The organism is Streptomyces huasconensis, from assembly GCF_021028635.1.
Lineage (GTDB): Bacteria > Actinomycetota > Actinomycetes > Streptomycetales > Streptomycetaceae > Streptomyces > Streptomyces huasconensis.
On sequence record NZ_CP086119.1, the window covers coordinates 589,107 to 612,364 of the forward strand.

16 protein-coding genes are annotated in these 23,258 nt (G+C 70.1%); 7 read left to right on the plus strand and 9 right to left on the minus strand.

The window, feature by feature from the left end; all coding sequences use genetic code 11:
* Positions 1-3: 3 nt before the first annotated feature.
* The 5 genes from J2N69_RS02590 to J2N69_RS02610 form a co-directional block, all read right to left on the minus strand.
* A complete protein-coding gene (locus J2N69_RS02590; protein ID WP_230899250.1) occupies positions 4-1,539 on the minus strand; it encodes a Wzz/FepE/Etk N-terminal domain-containing protein in 1,536 nt (511 codons plus the stop codon).
* The gene (locus J2N69_RS02595) at positions 1,536-2,930 is read right to left on the minus strand and encodes a polysaccharide biosynthesis protein (protein ID WP_230899251.1); all 1,395 of its coding nucleotides are present in this window, start codon (positions 2,928-2,930) and stop codon (positions 1,536-1,538) included. The genes J2N69_RS02590 and J2N69_RS02595 overlap by 4 nt, the downstream gene beginning before the upstream one ends.
* Entirely contained in the window at positions 2,927-4,240 is a 1,314-nt protein-coding gene (locus tag J2N69_RS02600; protein WP_230899252.1) for a glycosyltransferase family 4 protein, read from the minus strand. The genes J2N69_RS02595 and J2N69_RS02600 overlap by 4 nt, the downstream gene beginning before the upstream one ends.
* The gene (locus J2N69_RS02605; RefSeq protein WP_230899253.1) at positions 4,230-5,546 is read right to left on the minus strand and encodes a nucleotide sugar dehydrogenase; all 1,317 of its coding nucleotides are present in this window, start codon (positions 5,544-5,546) and stop codon (positions 4,230-4,232) included. The genes J2N69_RS02600 and J2N69_RS02605 overlap by 11 nt, the downstream gene beginning before the upstream one ends.
* Positions 5,547-5,691: 145 nt before the next feature.
* Positions 5,692-7,170 carry a sugar transferase gene (locus tag J2N69_RS02610; protein WP_230899254.1) on the minus strand — a complete coding sequence of 493 codons (1,479 nt, stop codon included), beginning with the start codon at positions 7,168-7,170 and terminating at the stop codon, positions 5,692-5,694.
* Positions 7,171-7,858: 688 nt separating this feature from the next.
* Here J2N69_RS02610 and J2N69_RS02615 point away from each other — a divergent pair.
* Both J2N69_RS02615 and J2N69_RS02620 read left to right on the plus strand, forming a co-directional pair.
* Positions 7,859-8,446 (plus strand): hypothetical protein, encoded by a 588-nt coding sequence (locus J2N69_RS02615; protein ID WP_230899255.1) that lies wholly within the window; start codon positions 7,859-7,861, stop codon positions 8,444-8,446.
* A 298-nt stretch (positions 8,447-8,744) separates the two neighbouring features.
* Positions 8,745-10,238, plus strand: a complete 1,494-nt coding sequence (locus tag J2N69_RS02620; RefSeq protein WP_230899256.1) for an NHL domain-containing protein — start codon at positions 8,745-8,747, stop codon at positions 10,236-10,238.
* A gap of 52 nt (positions 10,239-10,290) precedes the next feature.
* On the opposite strand, the gene J2N69_RS02625 is transcribed toward J2N69_RS02620, so the two are convergent.
* Positions 10,291-10,848, minus strand: coding sequence for a hypothetical protein (locus tag J2N69_RS02625; RefSeq protein WP_330166790.1), 558 nt, complete (start codon positions 10,846-10,848; stop codon positions 10,291-10,293).
* A gap of 37 nt (positions 10,849-10,885) precedes the next feature.
* Positions 10,886-11,977, minus strand: a complete 1,092-nt coding sequence (locus J2N69_RS02630) for a hypothetical protein (RefSeq protein WP_230899257.1) — start codon at positions 11,975-11,977, stop codon at positions 10,886-10,888.
* A 406-nt stretch (positions 11,978-12,383) separates the two neighbouring features.
* Between J2N69_RS02630 and J2N69_RS02635 the strand changes: the two genes are divergently transcribed.
* Together J2N69_RS02635 and J2N69_RS02640 are read left to right on the plus strand one after the other, a co-directional pair.
* Positions 12,384-13,106, plus strand: coding sequence for a hypothetical protein (locus tag J2N69_RS02635; protein WP_230899258.1), 723 nt, complete (start codon positions 12,384-12,386; stop codon positions 13,104-13,106).
* Between the two features lie 67 nt (positions 13,107-13,173).
* Positions 13,174-15,033 carry an FG-GAP-like repeat-containing protein gene (locus J2N69_RS02640; protein WP_230899259.1) on the plus strand — a complete coding sequence of 620 codons (1,860 nt, stop codon included), beginning with the start codon at positions 13,174-13,176 and terminating at the stop codon, positions 15,031-15,033.
* A 160-nt stretch (positions 15,034-15,193) separates the two neighbouring features.
* On the opposite strand, the gene mltG is transcribed toward J2N69_RS02640, so the two are convergent.
* Together mltG and J2N69_RS02650 are read right to left on the minus strand one after the other, a co-directional pair.
* Complete coding sequence (gene mltG, locus J2N69_RS02645; protein WP_230899260.1) at positions 15,194-16,006, minus strand: endolytic transglycosylase MltG; 813 nt, start codon at positions 16,004-16,006, stop codon at positions 15,194-15,196.
* Positions 16,007-16,049: 43 nt separating this feature from the next.
* A complete protein-coding gene (locus J2N69_RS02650; protein WP_408056664.1) occupies positions 16,050-17,858 on the minus strand; it encodes an ABC transporter ATP-binding protein in 1,809 nt (602 codons plus the stop codon).
* Between the two features lie 203 nt (positions 17,859-18,061).
* On the opposite strand from J2N69_RS02650, the gene J2N69_RS02655 reads away from it, so the two are divergent.
* The 3 genes from J2N69_RS02655 to J2N69_RS02665 all read left to right on the plus strand — a co-directional run bounded on the left by J2N69_RS02655 (position 18,062) and on the right by J2N69_RS02665 (position 23,165).
* On the plus strand, positions 18,062-18,517 hold the full coding sequence (locus J2N69_RS02655) for a MarR family winged helix-turn-helix transcriptional regulator (RefSeq protein ID WP_230899261.1): 456 nt from the start codon (positions 18,062-18,064) through the stop codon (positions 18,515-18,517).
* A gap of 61 nt (positions 18,518-18,578) precedes the next feature.
* The gene (locus tag J2N69_RS02660; protein ID WP_230899262.1) at positions 18,579-21,521 is read left to right on the plus strand and encodes an FAD-binding and (Fe-S)-binding domain-containing protein; all 2,943 of its coding nucleotides are present in this window, start codon (positions 18,579-18,581) and stop codon (positions 21,519-21,521) included.
* A gap of 156 nt (positions 21,522-21,677) precedes the next feature.
* Positions 21,678-23,165, plus strand: a complete 1,488-nt coding sequence (locus J2N69_RS02665) for a Gfo/Idh/MocA family protein (protein ID WP_230899263.1) — start codon at positions 21,678-21,680, stop codon at positions 23,163-23,165.
* The last annotated feature ends 93 nt before the right edge of the window (positions 23,166-23,258 follow it).

Below are 23,258 nucleotides of genomic sequence, written 5' to 3' on the forward strand. Positions count from 1 at the left end.
GTTCTACGGGGCCTCCTGGTCGGTGTCCGGGACCCGTGCGGCCCATGTCGGCGGCCGCTTCGCCCGCGGCCGGTCCGTCCCGTTGTGCCGGGGCGGCCGCTCGGCGTGGCCCCGCGGCGCGGTGTCCGTCCCGTCCCAGAGCGTGCCGTCGGTCCGGTCACGCGGGTCGGGGTCGATCAGCACCACACCGATCACCGCGACGCGCTGGTCGGCGAGTTGCCGCGCCACGGTGTGCAGCCAGGCGGCACTGGCGTGCCCGGCACGCACGACGAGCACGGTCCGGCTCCCGAGGTACGGGAGGTCGGTCCACGCGGTGCCGGGCGCGACCGAACCGACGCCGAGCCGGCGTACCTGGCGCGGCAGGGCCGCGGCGTCCTCGCCGCTGACCACGTCCGGGTCTCCCGGCTTGCGGCGGCTGGCCGCGAGGTGCGGGCCGGGCAGTCCGTCGACGACGGCCACCGGCCCCTGTGCCGCCAGTGCCCTGGCGACGTCCAGGGCGAGCACGCTCGTACTGCGCGCACAGCCCAGTTCGAGCAGTGACACCGGTTCCGCGGAGCCGCGTACGGCGCGGGCCAGGGTCGTGGTGAGCCGTTCGCCCGCCAGCCGGGTCCGTCGGCGCCGCCACGGCCAGGCCGGCCGGCGGGGTGCGCGGCGCAGCTCCGCGATGACGGAGGCGCCGAGGTTCGCCGCGATCTCCCGGCGCAGCACGGGCCGGTCCGCCACCACGGCGCCGACCGCGGCCACCGCGAGCCCGAGGACGAGTCCGAGGAGGAGCCCGATCGCGGCGTTGGTGGCGGCCGCCTTGGGCAGGGAGTGGCGCACCGCGCGGGGGGCGTCCACGATCCGGGTGCCGGCGACGAGCCGCGGTGTGCCGATGCGCGCCTCCTCGGCGCGCTGGTCGAAGTCGGCGATGCGCGAGTTGAGTTCGGCGCGGCGGGCGAAGAGCGTCTCGATGCCCGCCGCCGCCTCCGGGTCGGCCTGTGGCGAACGGTCTCCTATCGCCTTGTCGACCTTGGCCAGCTCGTCCCGCATCCGGTCACGCTGGTCGAGCAGCGCCTTGGCCTCGGCCTTCGCGGTCTCCCGCATCCGCTGCACATGGTCGGCGACGAACGCGTCGGCCAGTGCCTTGGCCCGGGCCACCGCCTGCGCGTCGCTGTCACCGGTCACGTCGATCTGGAGCAGGTTGTTGGTCAGGCCGGTGCCCCGGTACTCCCGCATGAAGTCCTCGGACTTCTCCGGGGAGCCGAGGGACCGCAGGGCCTTGTCGGCGATCCGCGTGGTGGCCAGCAGCTCGACGTCGGTGCGGATCAGCGTTCCGGTGTCGTTCGGCTGGTCCTCCTTGTGCGCGACCAGCACCTTGGTCACCGCGCTCGGCGGCGGCGGCCGCAGCACCGCCACCGCCGCGCCGAGCAGCAGCCCCGCGAGGGCCAGGGAGCACCAGAGGCGGCGGCGCCTGCGTACCGCCACCACCAGCGCGTGCAGGTCGATGAGTGGAGCGGCGGCGGACGGCTCCGGAGTTGTCCTGCTCGTCGTCGTCATCGCGCACCTCCCCTCGCGTGGTCGCCCACCGCGGTCCCAGGGCGCGGAGAGGGGCCGACGGTCCGTGGCGTACGGGTCCGGACCGCGCAGGCGACGACGGTCCCGACGACCTCGTGCCCCGCGTCCGCACAGGCCTCCGTGATGCCGGACAGCTCCTCCGCCGTCCAGCTGCCCAGGCTGAGTACGACCAGGGCACCGGACTCGGTGTCGCGGTCCGGGACCAGCGGCCGGGACACCGGGACCTCCACCACCCGCGGCGTGGGGGCTGCTTCCCCGCTCGTAGAGGTGCGGGCCGGATCACCCCCGGACTCGGCGACGAGCTGCCCGGCTGCCCGGCGGGCGATCTCGTCGCCTTCCGGTACGACGACCAGCAGCCGCTGGGGGGCGGGAAGTTGGGCTTGGAGGCGGGCCCACACCCGTCGGTGGCGGAGCTGTCTGTCGGCCTCGTCGCCGGAGGGGCGCGGGGGTGCCGGTATGTCCCACCGGGTGTCGACGCCAAGGAGCCGACGGGTCCAGGCCCGCGGGTCGCGTCCTTGTGGCCGGTACGCGGGCCGTTCTTCGGGCACGTCGACGGTGCCGAGCAGCGTCGAGCCGAGCGCGGCGGCGGCGTCCTGTTCGGTGCGCGGTCGACGGCTCGCCCGTGCGGCGACGAGGTGGCCGATGACCGCGAGCAGGAGGAACGCCAGCGCTCCGCCGGCGATGAGGTGCGTCCTCGTCGGCGGTGCCTCGCCGGTCGGTCGGGCCGCGGGGCCCATGACGACCATGCCGGCCTTGTTGGCCGCCGGGTCGGCCTCGTCCAGCTTCTTCATGGCTTCGTGCAGGGCGGTGCGCAGCTTCTCCAGCTCGGTGCGGGCCTGCACGCTTTCCACGGTCCGCCCCGGATCGGCCGCGGCGGCCAGGTCGCTGATGCGGCGGTTGGTCTGCACCACCTTCTCCCGCAGTGTCTCGGGCGCCGCCGCCTCCTCGGAGTCGGTGGTCTCGCCCGCGATCCGCGCGGCGAAGGAGACGAACTGCCGGGCCACCTGGTCGGAGAGCCGCTGGGCGCGCTCCGGGCTGTCGGCCGTTCCGGAGATCTTGATGATGTTCCCGTCGGCGGCCTCGGCGCGCACGCGGTCCCGCAGTTCGCCGCCGCTGACGCCGCTCCAGTCGAGCGCGGCGGCCGCGCGGTCGACCACGGCCGAACTGGCCGCCACCTCCGCCTGCGTGAGCAGCTCGCGCTCCTCCCACTGCCCGGCCAGCAGTATCGAGGCCGACGTGGTGTACCTCGGCGGGAACAGCAGTGAGGCGCCGTAGCCGACGAGCGCGCCCGCCACGGCGACGACGACGAGCAGCCGCGCGCGCCGACGGAAGATCCGCCCGATGGTGGCCAGGCGTATCGGGTCCTCGCTCAACGGCGCTGCCTCCTCGGGGCCCGGTCCGGGCCGCCCGGCGCGGCCGGGGCGTCGTCACGGCAGGCGGCGGCGTAGGCGGCGAGCAGGGAGGCCTGCGAGTTCCGCCAGGAGAGCTGTCCGTTGATCCGCTCCTGGCCGATCTCGCCCATCCGGGCCCGCTGCTCGGGATCGTCCAGCAACTTCCCGATGAGCCCGGCGAATTGGGCCTCGTCGTTGGCGGGCGCGTAGACGGCGGCGTCACCGGCGGAGACCCTCGCCTCGCGGAGGTCGAAGGAGACGATCGGGCGGCCCATCACCATGTACTCCAGGACCTTGTTCATGGTCGACAGGTCGTTGAGCGGGTTGCGCGGGTCCGGGGAGAGGCATACGTCCGCGGTGCAGAGGTAGCGCGCCAGGTCGGCGTCCGGGATACGGCCGGTGAACTGGACGTGTTCCGTGAGCCCGAGCCGCCGGGACAGCTCCACCATCGCGTCGAAGGTGTCGCCCCCGCCGACGAACACGGCATGCCAGTCGGTGCGCCCGAGGTCGTCGCGGAGCTTCGCCAGGGACCGCAAGGCGTAGTCGACGCCGTCCTGCGGGCCCATGACACCGAGGTAGCAGAGCAGATGGGGCTTGCCACGCTTCAGTTCCGGCTCGGGCGGTACGGGGCGGAACCGGCCGGTGTCCGGTGCGCTGCGCACCACGAAGACGTCCTCCGGCCGCCGGCCGCCGCGGCGCACCGCGACGTCCCGGTAGCTCTCGTTCGTGGCCAGCACGACGTCCGCGGCCCGGTAGGTCAGCCGTTCCAGCGCGCACACGGCGCGGTAGAGCAGGTCTTCGCCGCGGTCGAACCGGGAGAGGTACAGCTCGGGCACCAGGTCGTGCTGGTCGAAGACGAACCGCGCGCCACGCCGCTTCAGCCACAGGGCGGGCAGGAACAGCAGGTCGGGCGGGTTGCAGGCGTGCACCACGTCGACCGGGCCAACCTTGCGGGCCAGCCGGAACGTATGCCACAGCGCCGATCCGTACTCCCGCGGGTAGCCGGCCGGGCCACCGGTCGCCGCGCGCAACGGGTAGCGGTGAATCCGCACCCCGTCGATCTCCGCCTCCGGCTCCGTGTCCCGCTTGGTGCCCCGGGGGCAGATGACGTGCACTTCCCAGCCCGCGTCGCGCAGCGTCGTGCACTCCTGCCACACCCGTCGGTCGAACGGCACCGACAGGTTCTCCACCAGGACCAGCGCGCGGCGGCCGGGCCGGTCGCCGCCGGCGGTGTCACCGGACGACGCGCCACCGGACGACGACGCGTCACCGAACGTTCTGTCACCAAGCAAGGCCCACGTACCCCGGGTCGGTCCGGCGCGCCTCGGCGTCGGGAAGGCGGATGAGGTCGACGACGACCGGTCCCTCGCCGCGCGGCAGCGCCGCGAGCACGGCCGGGTCCCTGGTCCCGACCAAACACACCTCGGCGTGGTCGAGCACTTCCTCGACGGAGTCCGCGAGCAGCTGCGCGAGGTGCGGCAGCCGGGTCTCGATGTACTCGCGGTTCGCGCCGAGCAGCCGGGAGAGGCTCACGTTCGCGTCGTAGATCTTCAGGTCGTACCCCTTGCCGAAGAGCCGCTCCGCCAGCTCGACGAGCGGGCTCTCGCGGAGGTCGTCGGTGCCGGGTTTGAAGGAGAGCCCGAACAGGCCCGCCCGGCGCTTGCCGGTGCGTTCGACCAGCTCGACCGCGCGCTGGAGGTGGTCGGCGTTGGAGGGCAGCACGTGGGCGAGGATGGGCACCGACACGTCGGCCCGCTGCGCCGCGTGGACCAGGCTGCGCAGGTCCTTGGGCAGGCAGGAGCCGCCGAAGGCGAAGCCGGGCCGCAGGTAGGCGGGGCTGATGTTCAGCTTGCGGTCGGCGAGGAACACGTCCATCACCTGGTGCGAGTCGACCCCGAGCGCCTGGCACACCGCGCCCAGCTCGTTCGCGAAGCCGATCTTGAGGCCGTGGAACGCGTTGTCGGCGTACTTGATCGCCTCGGCCGTCGGGACCGGCACCCGGAACACCTCACCGGGCAGGCCGTCGTAGAGCGCCGCCACCGCGTCGCCGCTCGCCGGTTCCAGCTCGCCGATGACGGTCTTGGGCGGGTCGAAGAAGTCCCGCACACTCGTGCCCTCGCGCAGGAACTCCGGGTTGACGGCGACCCCGAAGTCCACCCCGGCCGTGCCGCCGACGTACTTCTCCAGGATCGGCACGAGCAGGTTCAGGCAGGTCCCCGGGAGCATGGTGCTGCGGAACACGACGGTGTGCCGCCCGCCGCGCTCCGCCAGCGCGGCACCGATCTGCTCGGTGACCCGCTCCAAGTACGTGGTGCACAGGCTGCCGTTGGGCTCCGACGGCGTGCCCACGCAGACCAGCGAGACTTCGCTGTTCATGATCGCGTCACGGACGTCACCGGTGGCGCGCAACGCTCCGCCCGCCACGGCCTCGGCGACGAGTTCGCCGATCCGCTCCTCGACCACCGGGGCCTTGCCGTCGTTGACCAGGTCGACCTTCACCTGGTTCACGTCCACCCCGATGACCTCGTGCCCCTGGCCGGCCAGGCACGCGGCCGACACACAGCCCACGTAACCGAGCCCCAAGACGCTGACCTTCATGTCCCGTCCCTCCCCCCGGGCAGGCCCTGATGGCCTGCCGCCCGTGCGCCGATCGGACGACGCCCCCCACGCTTCGACAGATCACGCGTCGACGGATCGCGCTGCGACAGATCACGCGTCGACAGAGCGCGCTGCGATGCGCACATCAGTAGGCCCCCTGCCCGTGGAGCACCGCACGCAGCGTCTTCCACAAGATCACCGTGTCGAGGGCGAGCGACCAGTCCTCCACGTACCGCAGATCGAGGCGGACCGCCTCCTCCCAGGGCAGGTCGCTGCGTCCGCTGATCTGCCACAGTCCGGTGAGTCCGGGCTTGACCAGCAGCCGCCGCCGGATGTCCGGGCCGTACGCGGCGGACTCCTCCGGCAGCGGAGGCCGCGGGCCGACCAGCGACATCGAACCGGTGAGCACGTTGAACAGCTGCGGCAGTTCGTCGAGCGAGTACCGGCGCAGCACCGCCCCCACCCGGGTCACACGTGGGTCGCGGCGCAACTTGAACAGCAGACCGGCGCCGTCGTTGCGGTGGGCCAGCGCGGCACGTGCCCCGTGCGCCCCGGGGACCATGGTGCGGAACTTGAAGATGGTGAACTCGCGGCCGTCCTTGCCGACCCTGCGCTGGCGGTACAGCGCGCCGCCCCGGCTGTCCGCCAGCACGAGCAGCCCGACGAGCACCATCAGGGGAGCGAAGAGCAGCAGCAGGATCGCGGCGCCCAGGCGGTCGACGACCTCTTTGACCACCCGGCGGCCCCCGGTGAAGGTCGGCAAGCTGACCCGCAGCAGGGGTATCCCGAGCACCGCGTCGACGTGCAGCCGTGGGCCGGCCACCTCCATCAGCACGGGGGCCACGACCATTTCGGCATCGCTGCCCTCGAGGTTCCAGGCGAGCCGCTGGAGCCGGTCCGGTGACCAGTGCGGGTCCGGGGTGATCGCGACGACGCGGTAGCCGTCGCGGCGGACGTGGCCCGCGACGTCCGCCAGCCGGCCGACGACCGGCACTCCGTCCAGCTGGTCGCCGTCGAGCCCGTGGCCGTCCGCCGTGCACACCGCCTCCACCCGCCAGCCGAGGTGCGGCAACTTGCGTGCCCGGGTGATCAGATCGCGTACGGAGTCGGGGCTTCCGGCGGCCAGGACCGGTCTCAGGCAGAGCCCGTCCTTCCGCTGTCTGTGCAGCCGAAGGCGCAGCAGATACCGGGCGATCATGGTGGTGAGCGCGATCGCGGGGATCGCGACGAAGATCCAGAGTTTGATGTTGCGCGAGGTGAGGGCGATCCCGCCGAGCGCCAGTACCACGACGGCCGCGAACAGCGAGCGGCCGAGCCGGCGGAATTCCTCGGCTCCCTGGCCGAGCACGGCCGGGGCCCACGCCCGGCTCGCCGCGAGTGCTCCCAGCACCAGCAGTTCGGTGCCGAAGGCGAGGATGCCCCATTTCTCGTGCCAGTTGGCCGCGTCCCTGGCCCCGAAGAAGATGCCGATCGCCGCCACCACGCAGGCGGTGACCGCCGTATCGGTGGTGATCACGGTACGGCGGTACCGCTGTTCCCAGTCGGTCGCGGTTCTGCCGATCACCTCGTCCGGCAGCCGCCCGCGCGCCGACGGAAAAGGGCTGACTAACTCCCCCTGCTCCACAGAACCCCCCAGGTCGCCAGTGGTTCGACGCTTTCGCCTCGCACTGTCTGCTCGCCCAGGGGGCACCCCCGCCCCCCGCGCCGCGCCGTTCTCCCCCTCGGGAGGCCCCCGCCTCCCAGGCATGACATGTCCGACCGTTTCAGCGCTGCGTACGCAACGCGCCCTGGCGGCAGCCGACTCGGATGCTCCCCGCACCCGAGCCCTCCGCTTCGGGCTCCAGGAACTGATGACTGCCATGTCTGACACCGTGGACGCCCTTACCGGCCGTCCACGGCCTCGGACTCAAAGATCACCTTTTGTCGCCCCGTGTCCGCTGCGAAGCACGGTCAATCTAGACCATCGGCGCCCGCCTGGAGAGGGGATGTGTGGAACTTGTGCCCAAGATCGGGAGAGGGAATGACTGATCAGCGACTGCCCGCCGGTGCCCTGAGGCGTGGGCAAGCCTTGCGACCTGCAAGGACGCGAATTCTCCGAGCCGCCGAAACCGTCGGCCACAGGTCCACTTGGCCGGATCGCACGCCCGTGCCCACCCTCCGAGCGACCGAGACCGCTCCACGGGAAAAAGAAGCAGCGCGGCGCACTGACCCTCGGACCGGCACGGCTCGATGGCCTGACGGCCGGGGCCGCCCTCGCGGCCGCCCCGGCCGTCGGAGCACGCTTCCCACCGCTCAACCCATAAGGTGCATTCATGCATATACGCTCCTCCTCCCGCCCGGGTGCCGTGGTCGCCCTCGCGGCCGCCCTTCTCGTCGGCTGTGCCGGACAAGGGAACGGTGACAGTGGGGGGAACCCCGGCGAGAAGAGGGCCACGCCGCCCCCGTCCACCTCTCGCCCCACCTCGGACACGCCGTCCGGGAACGGCCGGAGCTGGGAACCCGACGACGCCCTCCAGCGGGCGCAGCGGGCTCTGGACGCCTACGCCGACGACGGAACCGACCCCAAGCTCGTCGACAGCGACACGTCGTACATCGCGTCCGGCGCCGACAAGACCTACGCGACCCCCGGCGACAGGCCGTACCGCCTCGACATCACCTGCGACACCCGTGGCGTCGACGAACTCACCCTCACGCTCTCCCGCGGAGAAGACGAACAGGCCTACGGCATCGGATGCGGTGACCCGGAGGCGGACCAGTTCAACATCCCGTCGGGCACGTCATTCAAGATCGGCGTCGATCCGGTGAAGGACGGCACGGGCCTGATCCTGTGGCGCCTGAGCACTATCGCCCCGGACGACGTCGAGGGATGCGACGACGACATCACGGCGTGCGAGGACTGACGATCCCTGCCCCTGCCCCTGCCCCTGCCCCTGCCCCTGCCCCTGCCGGACAAGGTCCCACTTACGGCGGCTTCGTCAACACCGCACCCGTCATTCCCTCGTGAGGGTGGCCGATCTTCCGGTCGTGTGTCTGCACGTAACTCACCCTGCGTAGGAGGCGCCCCATAGGCCGCACATGGGTAAACGCTCCGTTTCAGGACAAGGGTGTGATCCGGCGTTCTGCTTCTCGCTCTGTTCGTCCGCTCTCGCCGTCACCATCAGGTCGGCGGTCGTGTGAACGGGTGAAGGGACGAAGATGATGAGCACGGACACGGGAACTGCGGATGGCGAGCAGGCTGCTCGCCGGATCAGCACAGTTGCGGGAACAGCTACCCCAGAGGCGGCCAAACAGGGTGTGGAGCTGGCCCGTTCGACCAAGTTGAACGGGCCGTACGGGGTCGCGGTGGACCGCGACGGGACCCTCTACATCTGTGAGCACGCCGGCCATCGGGTCCGGAGGGTCACGTCTGACGGAAAGATCAGCACGGTCGCGGGGACCGGGAGTCCGGGACGTGGAGCAGAGGGGGTCTCCGCCCTTTCGGCCGCGCTGCAACACCCGCGTGGGATTGCCGTGGACAGCGCGGGCGACCTCTACATCGCCGATGCGGGTAACCACCGTATCCGGAAGGTCACGATGGCCGACGGGAAGATCCATACGTTCGCCGGGACGGGCACCGGGGCCACTGACCGCACCTTGGCCACCGCTACCTCTCTGAGCACGCCGCACGATGTCGCGGTGGACAGCGCGGGCGATGTTTACATCACCGACCACGGCAACCACCAGATCAGGAAGGTCACGGCCGACGGGAAGATCAGCACGGTGGCCGGGAAGGGCACCCCTGGCTTGGCCCCTGACGGTACCCTCGCCACCGACGCCCAGCTGAAGTTCCCGAGCGCCGTGGCGGTGGACAGTGCAGGCAACCTCTACATCGCCGATTCCGGCAACCAGCGGGTCCGGAAGGTCACGAAGGCCGATGGGAAGATCCGCACGCTTGCCGGGACGGCCACGGCCCCGTTGAACACCTCAGTGGGGATGGCGGTGGACAGCGTGGGCGACCTCTATGTCGCCGACTACGGCAGCCACCGGATCACGAAGGTCGCGGCTGACGGGAAGGTCAGCACGCTTGCCGGAACTGGCGCCCCGGGCTTCGATGGTGACGGCGAGTTGGCCGCCAAGGACGCCAAGCTGTACAACCCGTACGGGCTTGCTGTGGACTGCGTGGACTCGCTCTACATCGCCGACTACAGCAACGCCCGGGTCCGGAAGGTCACGTCGGCGAAGTTGGCGGGGCTGCCCGATTCGGGCACGGTGGTCTCCTGGGCCAACGTCCGCAGCAAACTGCGGATTTCAGTCGTGCATGAGTCGACCAAGGACGGGGCCGAGGTTCAGCAGACGCTCACCGTCCCCAGGGATCACCAGCGGTGGCGGCTGGTCGCGGCGGGGCAGGACGACGGCGACGTCCTGTACCGGATCGAGAACGTGCGCAGCGGCAAGGTCCTGGAGGTCGTGGGAGCCCACAGGGCCAAGGGGGCGGTGGTGGCGCAGCGCGCCTACGAGGGTGCTGACGCGCACCACCAGCAGTGGCGGCTGATCCCGGTGGGCCCGGTGACCGATTCCCCACGGGTGTACGAGATCGCGAACCGCAACAGCGGTCTGCTGCTGCGGGTCGACACCAACGCCCGCACGGTGATCAAGCAGTACGAGGCGGAGGGCGACCCTCGAAGCCGTCAGTGGCAGTTGCTCCCGGTATGACGCAGGAGGGGGCAGGGGCGGTCATGCCCCTGCCCCCCTTGCGACGTGAGCGCTACCGGGAACCGGATGCTCCGTCGGTGGTCGTCTCGGTCTTCTTGGTCTCCCCCAGCTTCTGCGGAGTCTCGGCGGTCGCTGGTGGCGGCTTGGCGGGCTCCGCGGCCTTGGGTGTCTTCGGCGCCTCGGGGGTCTTGGCGTATGCCGCCCTGTCCGGGTCGCTCTGGAGGCCCCCGTGCTTTTGCAGCCCGTCCTCCTCCTTCACGGTCTCCTTCGCCTTTGCCATGCCGGCGGACGCCGTGCCGGAGACCGTTCCGGCATGGGCCGAGTCCTTCTCCGTCTGGGCCGAGTCCTTCGTCGTCCGGATGAAAGAGCCGAGGATGCCCATGATGACCCGCGCTTCAGGTGACTGCTCCCGGACGACTTTTGCCCGGGAGGAAGCCCCGTGGAGATCATTGATGAACAGGTCCGCGCTCTTGTCGTCGTACGCGCCCTCTGCGACGTCCTCGAAATCGGCGTCCGCAGCCCGCCGCGAGTCGGTGGTGCCGGGCTTCACCGAGAAGAGCGCCGCGCTGTCTTCCGCGAAACCGAAAATGTTGTTGAACACCATGGCCATTGCCTCTCGTCGTCGTGGATTTGGCGTCGCGGCCCGGTCAAGGACCCTTGTGCAGGGCTCGCTGGCTGTAGACGAGGCGCTCTTCCTCGAACATCGTGTGATGGACGTCCAGGGCGGAGACGACCTCCATCCGTCCTTTCATGCGGAATCCGCCGCCGGCCAGATTGATGCCGGCGATGTCGTAGGCGACCACCTGGGCGAGCCCGGGATTTCCGGGCTGCGGGGGAGAAAGGACCGGAACCGGTACGGCGTACTGCACCGCGAGGTATCCGGCGAAGGTCACCGGGATCTCATACTCGTAGTGCCGGTGGACGCGCCGCTGCGTGGCCATGGTCTCCACACGGGAGTCCGCCGGGACCGTGCCGCCGATCTGCGATTTCGAGGTCCAACTGGTCGTCAGGGACCCGCCGACGGTGGCCGCGAGGCCCAGGGCCAGCTGCGCGTTGAGCGACGCACTGCCGGTGGCACTGCCTTGAGTCGTGAATGCCACCGAGTCCGTCACCGAGTTCGACGTGGAGTTCCCCGTCGAGTTCGTCGTGGCTGTCTCCGTGGCGTTGGCGTTGTCGACCCCGACGCTGTCCTTGCTGTTCTTGTTGGTCACCGTGTTGGCGTTCTTGTTCGCCATGTCGTTCCGCATCTGCGTGCCGAACTGCGCCTGGAGATCCATCTTGAGCTGGTTCTGCAACTGCAACTGCAGCTGCGCGCCGATGGTGCCGCCGAAGGTGAGCTTGGCATCCCCGTGAAGCGACCACGTCACCCCGTTCGACACGGTGAATTCGACCGAGTCGGTGAAGGTCATCGAGTTCTTCTGGCTGCGGTTCACGTAGGCGCGGGAGGAGAACGTGTCGGGCCGGGGCGGAGTGATGTCACCCCGCTCCTCGATCAGTGGCTCCCCGAGGTTCATGTAGGCGAGCCAGCCGCGATCGAACGCGGAGTCCGGGAAAGCGTCGGAGGATTTCTCCTTGTTGATCGAGACGCCGACGGGCCTGTGCTGCACGCCGTTGTTGTCGGTGTAGACCAGGTTGGGGTGGTTCAGGATGGCCGACAGGTCGATGTTGAGTTCCCGCAGGTTCGTTTTCGTCAGCGGATGACGCTTGAACCGTTCCAGGTTGTATGCGGTGGAAGGCATTCCCCGTCCTCGACTGATCTGTCCGAAACGCGCTCGATGGAATGGAACAGATAACCGCGCGCTTGCCGAAATTCGAAGCTAGCAGAGGCCTAAATTCCTGGGAAGACTCCCTCGGGCATCACGCTCAATCGAGTGAAAACAAATCATCGACCGCCCCCAACTCACCGCAGACTGCGGTAAGTTGAGGCACTGCCGGCCACTCGATCGATTTCTTCGCGAATTTCCGTACGCGCATGTCGTACTGGCACCCGCTTGCCGGACGGTGGCATTGGATTTGATTGCCCCCTAAAATGCCGGAACCGCGTCGATGCAGGTCGGGTAAATGTGGCGGTAATGCCGTACGGAAAAACGCTGCTTTTGTGGCTGGTTTCTCGTTCTCCACTTCGACAACAGGTGAGGTTCCGCGATGTACACCCAAGAACGCACGGCGATGTCGAACCTGGTGGTGGGCGGCCCGGTCGCGGTGAACAGCTACGACAACGCGATCGTGGCCGCACTGGTCGAGAACCGGCCAGTCATGCTCGTCCACGCCTTCAACGGAGGCTTCCTGCAGCCTGCCGAGCTGAAGGGCAGCGTCCACGACAAGGGAGTCCAGCTGTCCACCACGCTCGACACGGCCGTCAAAGAGGCGCAGGGCCACCTCTGGTACATCACCCCGGCAGGCTTCTTCGGGCAGCGACCGCTGTACTTCATCGAGAGCGCCGCGGGCCAGGAGCCCCCCAAGCCGCCCGCCGCCGGCCAGGCCGATCCGGGGCGCGGCGACGACGGCGTGCCCAAGCCGCAGCGCCGGCGGATCACCGTCCACCAGGACGCCCCCACGGGCACCACGGGCGACACCGTCCAGGTGGGCCTGCCCGACAAGGTCGGCGACCTGTGGCGCGGGAAGAACGGCGCGCCGGAGGACACGCAGATGTGGGTCGTCACGGTGACGCCGTGGGGCGGCATCACTTTCGTGCCGATCACCCACCCGGACACCATCCTCGGCTTCAAGGACCACGCGGTGACGGCCAAGAGCGAGGTGCGCGTGACCTACAACTGGGGCGGGGACTTCACCGGGACGGTCATCAACACGTTCTACCCGCGCCTGCCCAACGAGTGGAGCGTCCCCTACCACCACGTCTTCACGTGACCCGCGGCCGTCGCCCCACCGCACCTGTCCCGAGCCCCCGCCCGCACCGCCCGGAAGAGGCACCACGATGCCCGTGCCCACGCAAGAACTGAAACTGGAGATCGTCAACGCGGCCACGGGGAAGATCCTCGGCGCCAGGTCCACGCCGGGAACGGACGGGACACTGGTCGTACGCGACTTCCCTGACGGGCGCCCGGCCCCGGAGCAATGGCAGCTCACCCCCGTGCAAGCCCCGGGCGGACAGACACCAGATGAGCAGACCTACGTGATCCGCAACGCGGTCAGCAGCAAGGTCCTCCACAATCCCGCCACCGCAGACCGCGGCATCCGCCAATCGGATGCCGCCGCCGGCAACAAGGCCCAGCGCTGGCGGCTCGTCCCTGTCGAGGACGAAGCGGGCCTCTACCTCATCGAAGACGCCACCGACGGCGCCGTTCTCGACCTCGCCGACCCAGCGGCCGACGAGATCCGGGTCCTCCTGAGCGAGTACGACGACAGCGCGGCAAGCCAGCGCTGGCGGTTCGTCACGGCCGAGCCCGAGCGCACGAGCGATCCCGTGCTGCGCTTCGCGCCACTGAGCCACTGGAACAGCCGCCAGTCCTGGCGGCTTGTCCGCTCGGCCGCGCTGCGCCCGGCACCTGACGCCACCCCCTCCTTCAGCGACATGCTGCTGGTCCTGAAGCGCTTCGGAAGCGGGCAGGACGCCGGCGCCTGGCAGAGCGTCGGAGCCGGCAGCTCAACCGGCGGGCAACCGGGCGCCCTGGAGCCAGGCCGGTGGGCCGGGCTCGGTGACCGGTTCCTCGCCGACACCACCGGTGACGGCCGAGCCGACATTGTCGGGCTCAAGCCCGCGAAGGGGCCGGTGACGGCCGCCGGGCAGGGCGACGGCACATTCAAGGACGACGAGCGCGTCCTGCACCCACCCACGCCCTCCCCGAGTCCCAAAGATCTGTGGACGCTCGTGGACACCACGGGCAACGGCAAGCCCGACGCCGTCGCACTCGCCGCCGACGGTGTCCGCGTGTTCCTGCAGGACGACACTGGAAAGTTCGCACCCGCGAGCGGCGAGCCGGTCATCAAGGCGTTCGGCCACGGCCAGTCGGCGGGCGGCTGGGCTGCCGACAAGCACCCCCGCTTCCTCGCCGACACCACCGGCGACGGCCGCACCGACATCGTCGGCTTCCACGACGACGGCGTCTGGATCTCACTCCAGGACACGGAAGGGAAATTCGCCTCCCTGGCAGCCGAACCGGCTCTCCCGGCGTTCGGCCACGGCCAGTCGGCGGGCGGCTGGATCGCCGACAAGCACCCCCGCTTCCTCGCCGACACCACCGGCGACGGCCGCACCGACATCGTCGGCTTCCACGACGACGGCGTCTGGATCTCACTCCAAGACGCGGAAGGGAAATTCGCCGAGCCCCTGTGGGTCCTCGACGACTTCGGGGTCGACCAGGGGTGGAGCTCGGCCGCGGAGCACCCCCGCTCCCTGATGCCGGTCACCGGCGGCGGAGCTGTGGACATCATCGGGTTCGGCCCGCAGGGCGTCGTCGTCGCCCGGGGACGCGGCGACGGCACGTTCGAGCCCCCCAAGCTCGTCCTGAACGACTTCGGGGACGCCCAGGGGTGGACGAGCAAGAAACACCTCCGGCTCCTCGCCGACGTCACCGGCGACGGCAACCCCGACCTCGTCGGCTTCGGCGACGAAGGGGTCTGGGTGGCGCACAGCTGCGGCGACGGCCGGTTCGAGCAGGCGCAGCTGGTGTGCCGCGGCTTCGGCCACAACGACGACGCGGGCGCCTGGCGGGTCGGCCACCACCCCCGCTTCGTCGCCGACATCACCGGTGACGGCCGCGTCGACATCGTCGGCTTCGGCGGCCCAGGCGTGTACGTGGCCCGCAACCTCTTCCGCCGCTTCAAGACCCGATGAACCCCAGCGCCTCCACGGCACGGCCCAGTGGTTCTCCGTCACGTCGAGAACACGGACACCCAGCAAAGAACCGGGCCCCGGCCGACGGACCCGACCACCATGCCATCCGGCGCTCCCGCGGCGGGCCGACCACCACGCCTCACCTCGCCGCGGACAGCCGCTACGCCTTCTTGTTGAACTCCGCCACGTTCCTCTGGTGCTCCTCGAAGTTCGCCGTGAAGCGAGTGTCACCCGGCTTCACCGTCACGAAGTACAGCCAGTCCCCAGGAGTCGGGCTGGTCGCCGCCCGCATCGCCTCTTCACCCGGGTTGCTGATCGGCGTGGGCGGCAGGCCCATGCGCGCATAGGTGTTGTAAGGGCTGTTGATCTTCGTGTCCCGCTCGCTGGTGGTCAGCGTGGAGCGGTTGAGGGCGTAATTGATGGTCGAGTCCATCTGCAGCGGCATGCCCTTGTCGAGGCGGTTGTAGATGACTCGGGCCACCTTGCCCATGTCCGCCTTGGAGTCGACCTCCGCCTCGATCATGCTTGCGATGGTGACGGTCTGGTAGACGCTGACGGCGTTGCGGTCGGCACCCGCCGTCACACGGCTGTTGCTGAACTTCTTGTTCGCCGTCTCCACCATGTACGACAGGACCGATGCCGGGGTCGACTCGGAGCTGATCGGGTAGGTCGCCGGGAAGAGATACCCCTCGGGATTGCCCCCGGCGTCTCCGGGAAGCTGCAGATCAGCCTTGGGCAGGGCCTTCTTCGTGGTGCCCGCGGGCACCTTCAGGGCCTTGTCCACGGCTGCGTACACCTGACCCGAGCGCCACCCCTCGGGGATCGTCAAGGACTCGGGGCGCGCATCGTCGTCCGGGAGCAGCAGCGGCACCGTCACGGCGGCGGCCGCCACGAGAGCTCCGGTCGCGATCAGGGCGATCCGGCCCCGCCGCGTCAGTCGAATCCTGCCCCGTCGCGGAATCTTGGTCTGCATGGGGGCACGTTAACCCGTAAATACGGTTATTCCCGGTATATCCTCATGGCGTCGGCTCCAGTTGGGCGTCTCTGCGGACGAGAGCGGCGTACCGCCCGTCGCGCGCCATGAGTTCCTCGTGTGTGCCGCGCTCGGCGACGCGCCCGGCGTCCAGGACCACGATCTGGTCGGCTCCGCGGACGGTGGAGAGCCGGTGGGCGATGGTGAGGGTGGTCCGGTCGGTGGACAGGGCGTCGATGGCTTCCTGCACGGCCCGCTCGGTACGGGTGTCCAGGGCGCTGGTCGCCTCGTCGAGGATGAGGACCGGCGGGTCGCGCAGGATCGTGCGGGCGATGGCGAGGCGCTGCTTCTCGCCTCCGGAGAAACGGTGGCCGCGCTCGCCGACCACGGTGTCGTACCCCTCGGGCAGGGAGGCGATGTGGTCGTGGATCTGGGCGGCGCGGGCCGCGGCCACGAGTTCCTCGTCGGTGGCGTCGGGCTTGGCGAAGCGGAGGTTCTCGGCGACCGAGGCATGGAAGAGGTACGTCTCCTGCGAGACCACGCCGATGGCGCGCGCGAGGGTGTCGAAGTCCAGGTCACGCACGTCGACGCCGTCGAGGGTGACGCGGCCGCCCGTGACGTCGTACAGCCGGGGGACGAGGTGGCTCAGGGTCGACTTGCCGGAACCGGTGGGTCCGACGACGGCCAGGCTGCCACCGGCTGGTATCGCGATGTCGATGCCCTGGAGTGTGGGTGCCGCCTTCTCGTCGTAGCGGAACTCGACGTCCTCGAAGCGGATCTCTCCCTTGATCGAGTCGAGGCGCACCGGCTTCTCGGGCTCGGTGATGTCGACCGTCAGATCGAGGTACTCGAAGATGCGCTGGAAGAGCGCGAGCGAGGTCTGGATCTGCACGCCGGTCGAGAGCAGGCTCACGGTCGGTCGGAAGAGGCCCTGCTGGAGGGAGACGAAGGCGACGAGCGTGCCGATGGAGACGGTGGGGCCGCCCATTTGGAAGGCAAGGCCCGCACTCCAGTAGATGACGGCGGGCATGGCGGCCATCACGATCGAGATGACGGCCATCCGCCAGCGGCCCGCCATGTTCGACCGGATCTCCAGGTCGACCAGCCGCTCGGACTCGTCCGCGAAGGACCGGGTGAGGGAGTCGGCGCGGCCCATGGTGCGGCCGAGGACGATGCCGCTCACGGAGAGCGACTCCGTGACGGTCGCGGCCATCGCGGCCATCTGTTTCTGGCGCTGGGTGGCGATCTTCTTGCGCTCGCGGCCGACCCGGCGGCTGATCCACACGAACACCGGGAGCAGCAGCAGGGAGACGACGGTCAGGCGCCAGTCGAGGGCGAGCATGGCGACGACCGTCGCGATCACGCTCGTGAGGTTCGAGACGAGGGAGGTCGCGGTGGAGGTGACGGTCGCCTGCATGCCGCCGATGTCATTGGCGATGCGGGACTGGACCTCGCCCGTGCGGGTGCGGGTGAAGAAGGCCAGGGACATGCTCTGCAGCCGGCCGTAGACAGCCGTGCGCAGGTCGTGCATGACGCGCTGTCCCACGGAGGTGCTGATCAGGGTCTGGAGGACGCCGAAGACACTCGTGACCACCGCGCTGAGGATCATGCCGAGCGCGAGCAGACTCAGCAGACCGGTGCGCCCTTGCGGGATCGCGGTGTCGAGGATCTCCTTCAACAGGAAGGGCGTCGCGACCGAGACCAGGGACGCGGCGCAGACCAGTAGTCCCACGATCGCGAGGCGGCCTCGGTAAGGGCGGAAGAGCCGCAGGATGCGGCGCATCTGCCGCGGTTGCGGCTCCTCACCCGGCTCCGGGGCCGGGGGTGTCCAGGTGGGTTCGTCGTGACGCATGGGCTCCTACGGGATCTAGAGGACCTACGGACGTACGGGGCCTACGGGGCTGGCCGAGCCTGCCGGGGTCGCCGAGGCCGCCCGGTCCGTCGGGCCTGTCGGGCCCGGAGAGACCCGCAGGCTTTTCTGGTGATGATGACTCAGGGAGCATAGCTCACTGTTACCTATACTCACAATGCACAAGGTCCTGATAATGTTCCCGCATGAACACCCCGGACCCCGACGGCCTGCTCGCCGAACAGCTGCTGCGGCTGACCCGCAGGCTGCAGCGGATTCAGAAGCGCCATCTGGTACCGATCGGCATCACCCCCGCCCAGTCGCGCCTGCTGCGCACCCTCGCGCACTGCGAGACGCCGCCCCGCATGGCCGACCTCGCCGACCGTCTCGAAGTGGTCCCGCGCGCCGTGACGACGCTGGTCGACGCCTTGGAGGCCGGTGATCTCGTACGCCGTGTTCCTGACCCGACCAACCGCCGGGTGATCCGCATCCAGCTCACCGACGCGGGGCTGAAGACCCTCGGCGAGCTGCGCGGCGCGCGCCGGGCGGCCGCGGAGGACATCCTGGCCCCCTTGGACACCGAGCAGCGCGCGCAACTGGGCGGTCTGTTGAACGCTCTGTTCGATGTGCGGGACGCTCAGGAGGGCCGCCGCCGCTGCTGACCACCGGGCGCACCGCGGGCACCGTCGCCGGGTACGCCGCCGCCACCGCCGAGGAGAGCCCATGCCCCTGCTGGAGCCCGACCCGGAAGCCCTGCGTCCCACCAGGCGCGCTGAAGGGCCCGCCCCCGACCGTGTCCCGGACGGCCGGGCCGCGGGTACCCCGGAGCCGCTGAAGTCGGACCTGATCGCGCTGCTCGGGGCGGACAAGGTCCTGACCAAGGTCTCCGACCTGGTGCGGTACGCCTCGGACGCGAGCCCCTACCGCTTCCTGCCGCAGGTCGTGGTGGTCCCCGAGGACATCGACGACGTCTCGGCCGTCCTGTCGTACGCGCACGGCAAGAGCCGCGAGGTCGTCTTCCGCGCCGCCGGCACCTCGCTGAACGGCCAGGCGCAGGGCGAGGACATCCTGGTCGACGTGCGCAGGCACTGGGCGGGCGTCGAGGTGCTCGGCCAGGGTGAGCGGGCGCGCATCGGGCCCGGCACCACTGTCGTGCGCGCCAACACCGCACTCGCCCGGTTCGGCCGGGTGCTCGGTCCCGACCCGGCGAGCGCGGTCGCCTGCACGGTCGGCGGCGTCGTCGCGAACAACGCCTCGGGCATGACGGCGGGTACGACCCGCAATTCCTACCGCACGCTTGCCTCGCTGACCTTCGTGCTGCCCTCCGGCACGGTCGTGGACACCGCGGAGCCGGACGCCGACGACCGGCTGGCGCGCGCGGAGCCCGCCCTGTGCGCGGGGCTCCTGGCGATCAAGCGGGAGATCGAGGCGGACGCCGACCTGGTGGCCCGCATCCGCGCCAAGCACCAGATCAAGAACACCAATGGCTATCGTCTCGACGCCTTCCTCGACGGTGCGACGCCCGTTCAGATCCTGCGTGGCCTGATGGTCGGCTCCGAGGGCACCTTCGGCTTCATCGCGGAGGTCGTCTTCGACACGCTGCCGCTGGACCGGCACACCAGTACGGCTCTGCTCTTCTTCCCCTCGCTGCCCGCGGCCGCCGCGGCGGTGCCGCTCTTCAACGCCGCGGGCGCGCTCGCCGTCGAGCTGATGGACGGCAATACCCTGCGCGCCTCGGTCAGCGTGCAAGGGGTGCCCGCCGACTGGGCCGCGCTCCCGAAGTCGACGACCGCGCTCCTGGTGGAGTTCCGTGCACCGGACTGGGCCACACAGGAGGCGTACGAGACCGCCGCGGCCAAGGTCCTGGAGGGGCTGGAGCTGGTGGCGCCGGTGCCTTCGGTGACGAACACGTTCACCCGCGACGCGAAGACGATCGGTGGCCACTGGAAGGCGCGCAAGGCGTTCGTCACAGCCGTGGGCGGCTCCCGCCCCCCAGGGACGACACTGATCACCGAGGATTTCGCGGTGCCCCCTGGCCGGCTCGCCGAGGCCTGTGAGGCCCTGCTGGACCTCCAGACGCGACACGGCTTCGACGCCGCCGTGGCGGGTCACGCGGCGCACGGCAATCTGCACTTCCTGCTCGCCTTCGACGCGTCGCTCCCGGCGGACGTGGAGCGGTACGCCGCGTTCATGGACGCGTTCTGCCGTCTCACCGTGGAACGGTTCGACGGCTCCCTCAAAGCCGAGCACGCCACGGGCCGCAACATCGCGCCCTTCCTGGAGCTGGAATGGGGCCCCAGGGCCACCGAGTTGATGTGGCGCACCAAGCAGGTCATCGACCCGGACGGGGTGCTGGCACCGCGCGTCGTGCTCGACCGCGATGCGAAGGCCCACCTGCGAGGCCTGAAGACCATCCCCCAGGTGGAGCTGATCGCGGACCCCTGCATCGAGTGCGGCTTCTGCGAACCGACCTGCCCCAGCGAGGACGTGACCACCACACCACGTCAGCGCATCGTGCTGCGCCGCGAGATGGTGCGCCAGACCCCCGGCTCCCCCGTCGAGGACGGCCTCGTCGAGGCGTACGGCTACGACGCCGTGGACACCTGCGCGGGTGACTCGACCTGCAAACTGGCGTGCCCCGTCGGCATCGACACGGGCGCCCTGATGAAGAACTTCCGGCACGCGCGGCACTCGCCTCGCGAGGAGAGGATGGCCGCGCTCGCCGCCAAGAACTTCAAGGTCGTCGAGACGTCCGCGCGGCTCGCGGTGGCCGCTGCCGACAGGATCAGCGACCGGCTGCTCACCGCGGTGACCCGCACGGCTCGCAAGGCCGTGCGATCCGACCTCGTGCCAGAGTGGCTGCCGCAGATCCCCGGCGCGGCGGCCCGCCGACTGCCGCGCACCGCGCGCGTGGGCGCCTCGGCCGTCTACTACCCGGCATGTGTCAACCGCATCTTCGGCAGCCCGGGCGACCGCTCCCTTGCCGAGGCCGTCGTCGCCGTGTCCACGCGCGCGGGCAAGCCGGTTTGGATTCCGAACGATGTCGCGGGTACGTGTTGCGCGACGATCTGGCACTCCAAGGGGTACGCCGCGGGCACCACCCTCATGGCCAACCGCATCGTCGAGGCGGCCTGGGGCTGGACCGCGGGCGGCCGGCTGCCACTGGTCGTCGACGCCTCTTCCTGCACCCTCGGCATCGCGCACGAGGTGGTGCCGTATCTGACGGCCGACAACCGCGCGCTGCACCGCGAACTGACCGTCGTCGACTCGATCGTCTGGGCCGCCGACGAGCTACTGCCCCACCTGACGGTGCACCGCACAGTCGGCTCCGCCGTCCTGCACCCCACGTGTTCGATGCGGCATCTGGGCGACGAGGCCCACTTGCGTACGGTCGCGGAGGCCTGCGCGGACGAAGTGGTCGTACCGGACGACGCCGGGTGCTGCGCGTTCGCGGGAGACCGCGGCATGCTGCACAAGGAACTCACCGAGTCGGCCACCCGCAAGGAAGCGGCGGAGGTCACCGCCCGCCCCTACGACGCCCACCTTTCCGCGAACCGCATGTGCGAGGTCGGCATGGACCATGCGACGGGCCGCGGCTACTACTCCGTCCTCCTCGAACTGGAACGCGCGACGCGCCCTGCGGAGCCGCCGCCCCAAGGCCTCTGAAAGCGCCCCCCGTTCAGCTCCGCCGCCCACCCTCCGTGGCCGCAAGGAAATCCAAGTCCCCGACCACCTCAGCCTCTTGCATCCCCGCCGTAGCCCCATCAGGGTGGCTTCCGCCCCAGTGGTAGAGACCACCCGACATACAGCTACGGAGGTCCGATGCACGACGAGAACGCGACACCGACTCCTGACGGCGTCACCCCTGACGGCATCACCCCTGACGAAGGCGCCACCGGCTCGCCGGGAGACGGCCGTTCACGCCGTACGGTGCTGCGCACGGCGGGGCTCGCCGGGGCGGGGCTCGGGCTCGGCGCCTTCGCGAGCGGCACGGCGCACGCCGACGCCCCGGGCACCGCACCCGCCGAGGCCGCGGACACGACCGCCCAGGCGCCCGCCCGCAAGGGCCGGACGATGATCGGTGTGCCGTTCCAGCGCCGCTCCACGGTGCGGGTCGGGATCGTCGGCCTCGGCAACCGCGGCGGCTCCATGATCGACCTGTTCCTCGCGATACCGGGCGTGCGCGTCGTGGCGCTCTGCGACCCGGTCAAGGAGAAGACCGCGGCGGCGGCGAAGAAAGTCACCGCCGCGGGCCAGCCGGCCCCGGCGACGTACACCAAGGGCGAGGACGACTACGAGAACCTGTGCAAGCGCGGGGACATCGACTTCGTGTACGTGGCGACACCCTGGGACTCCCACTTCGCCATCTGCAAGGCGGCGATGCTGAACGGAAAGCACGTGGGTGTGGAGTGTCCCCTCGCCATGCGTCTGGACGAGCTGTGGGAGCTGGTCGACCTCTCGGAGCAGGCCCGTCGGCACTGCATGCAGCTGGAGAACTGCTGTTACGGCAAGAACGAGATGCGTGTCCTGCGCATGGCGCACGCGGGCAAGTTCGGCGAGCTGCTGCACGGCGCCGGCGCCTACAACCACGACCTGCGCGGCCTGATGTTCGACCCCGACTACTACGAGGGCCCGTGGCGCCGCCTGTGGCACACGCGCCTGCGCGGTGACCTCTACCCCAACCACGGCTTCGGTCCGGTCGCCAACTACATGGACGTCAACCGCGGTGACCGCGTCACGCACATATCCAGCTTCGGCACGCCCGCCCTGGGCCTGGCCGAGTACCGCAGGGCGCACATGCCACCCGGGGACCCGAGCTGGAAGGAGACGTACATCGAGAGCGACCGCACCATCAGCCTCGTACAGACGGCGAAGGGGCGGGTGATTCGCTTGGAGCACGATGTCTCCACACCGCACCCCTATAGCCGCATCAACAGCCTCGGCGGCACGAAAGGTGTCTTCGAGGACTACCCGCCGCGCATCTACATCGAGCCGGACCACACGGACGACAAGTGGGCCGACTTCTCCAAGTACGCCGACTTCGACCACTGGCTCTGGAAGGAACACGCCAACCCGCCGGGCGGCCACGGCGGCATGGACTACATCATGATCTTCCGCCTGATGCAGACCATGCAGCTCGGCCTCGTCCCGGACTTCGACGTGTACGACGCCGCGACATGGACGGCGCCCGTGCCGCTGAGCCACCTCTCGATCAAGGCGAAGGGCGCGCCGCAAGCGATCCCCGACTTCACGCGCGGACTGTGGAAGAAGGCGCGTCCGGGGATGGACTCACCGAAGCCGGAGGCGTAGCGGACAGCCGGGGGGACGGGAGGGGGCGGGTTCGGGCGAGGGCGCTCAGGTCACCACCAGCCTAGGATCTCGCTCCGAACCGCCCCCCGCTTG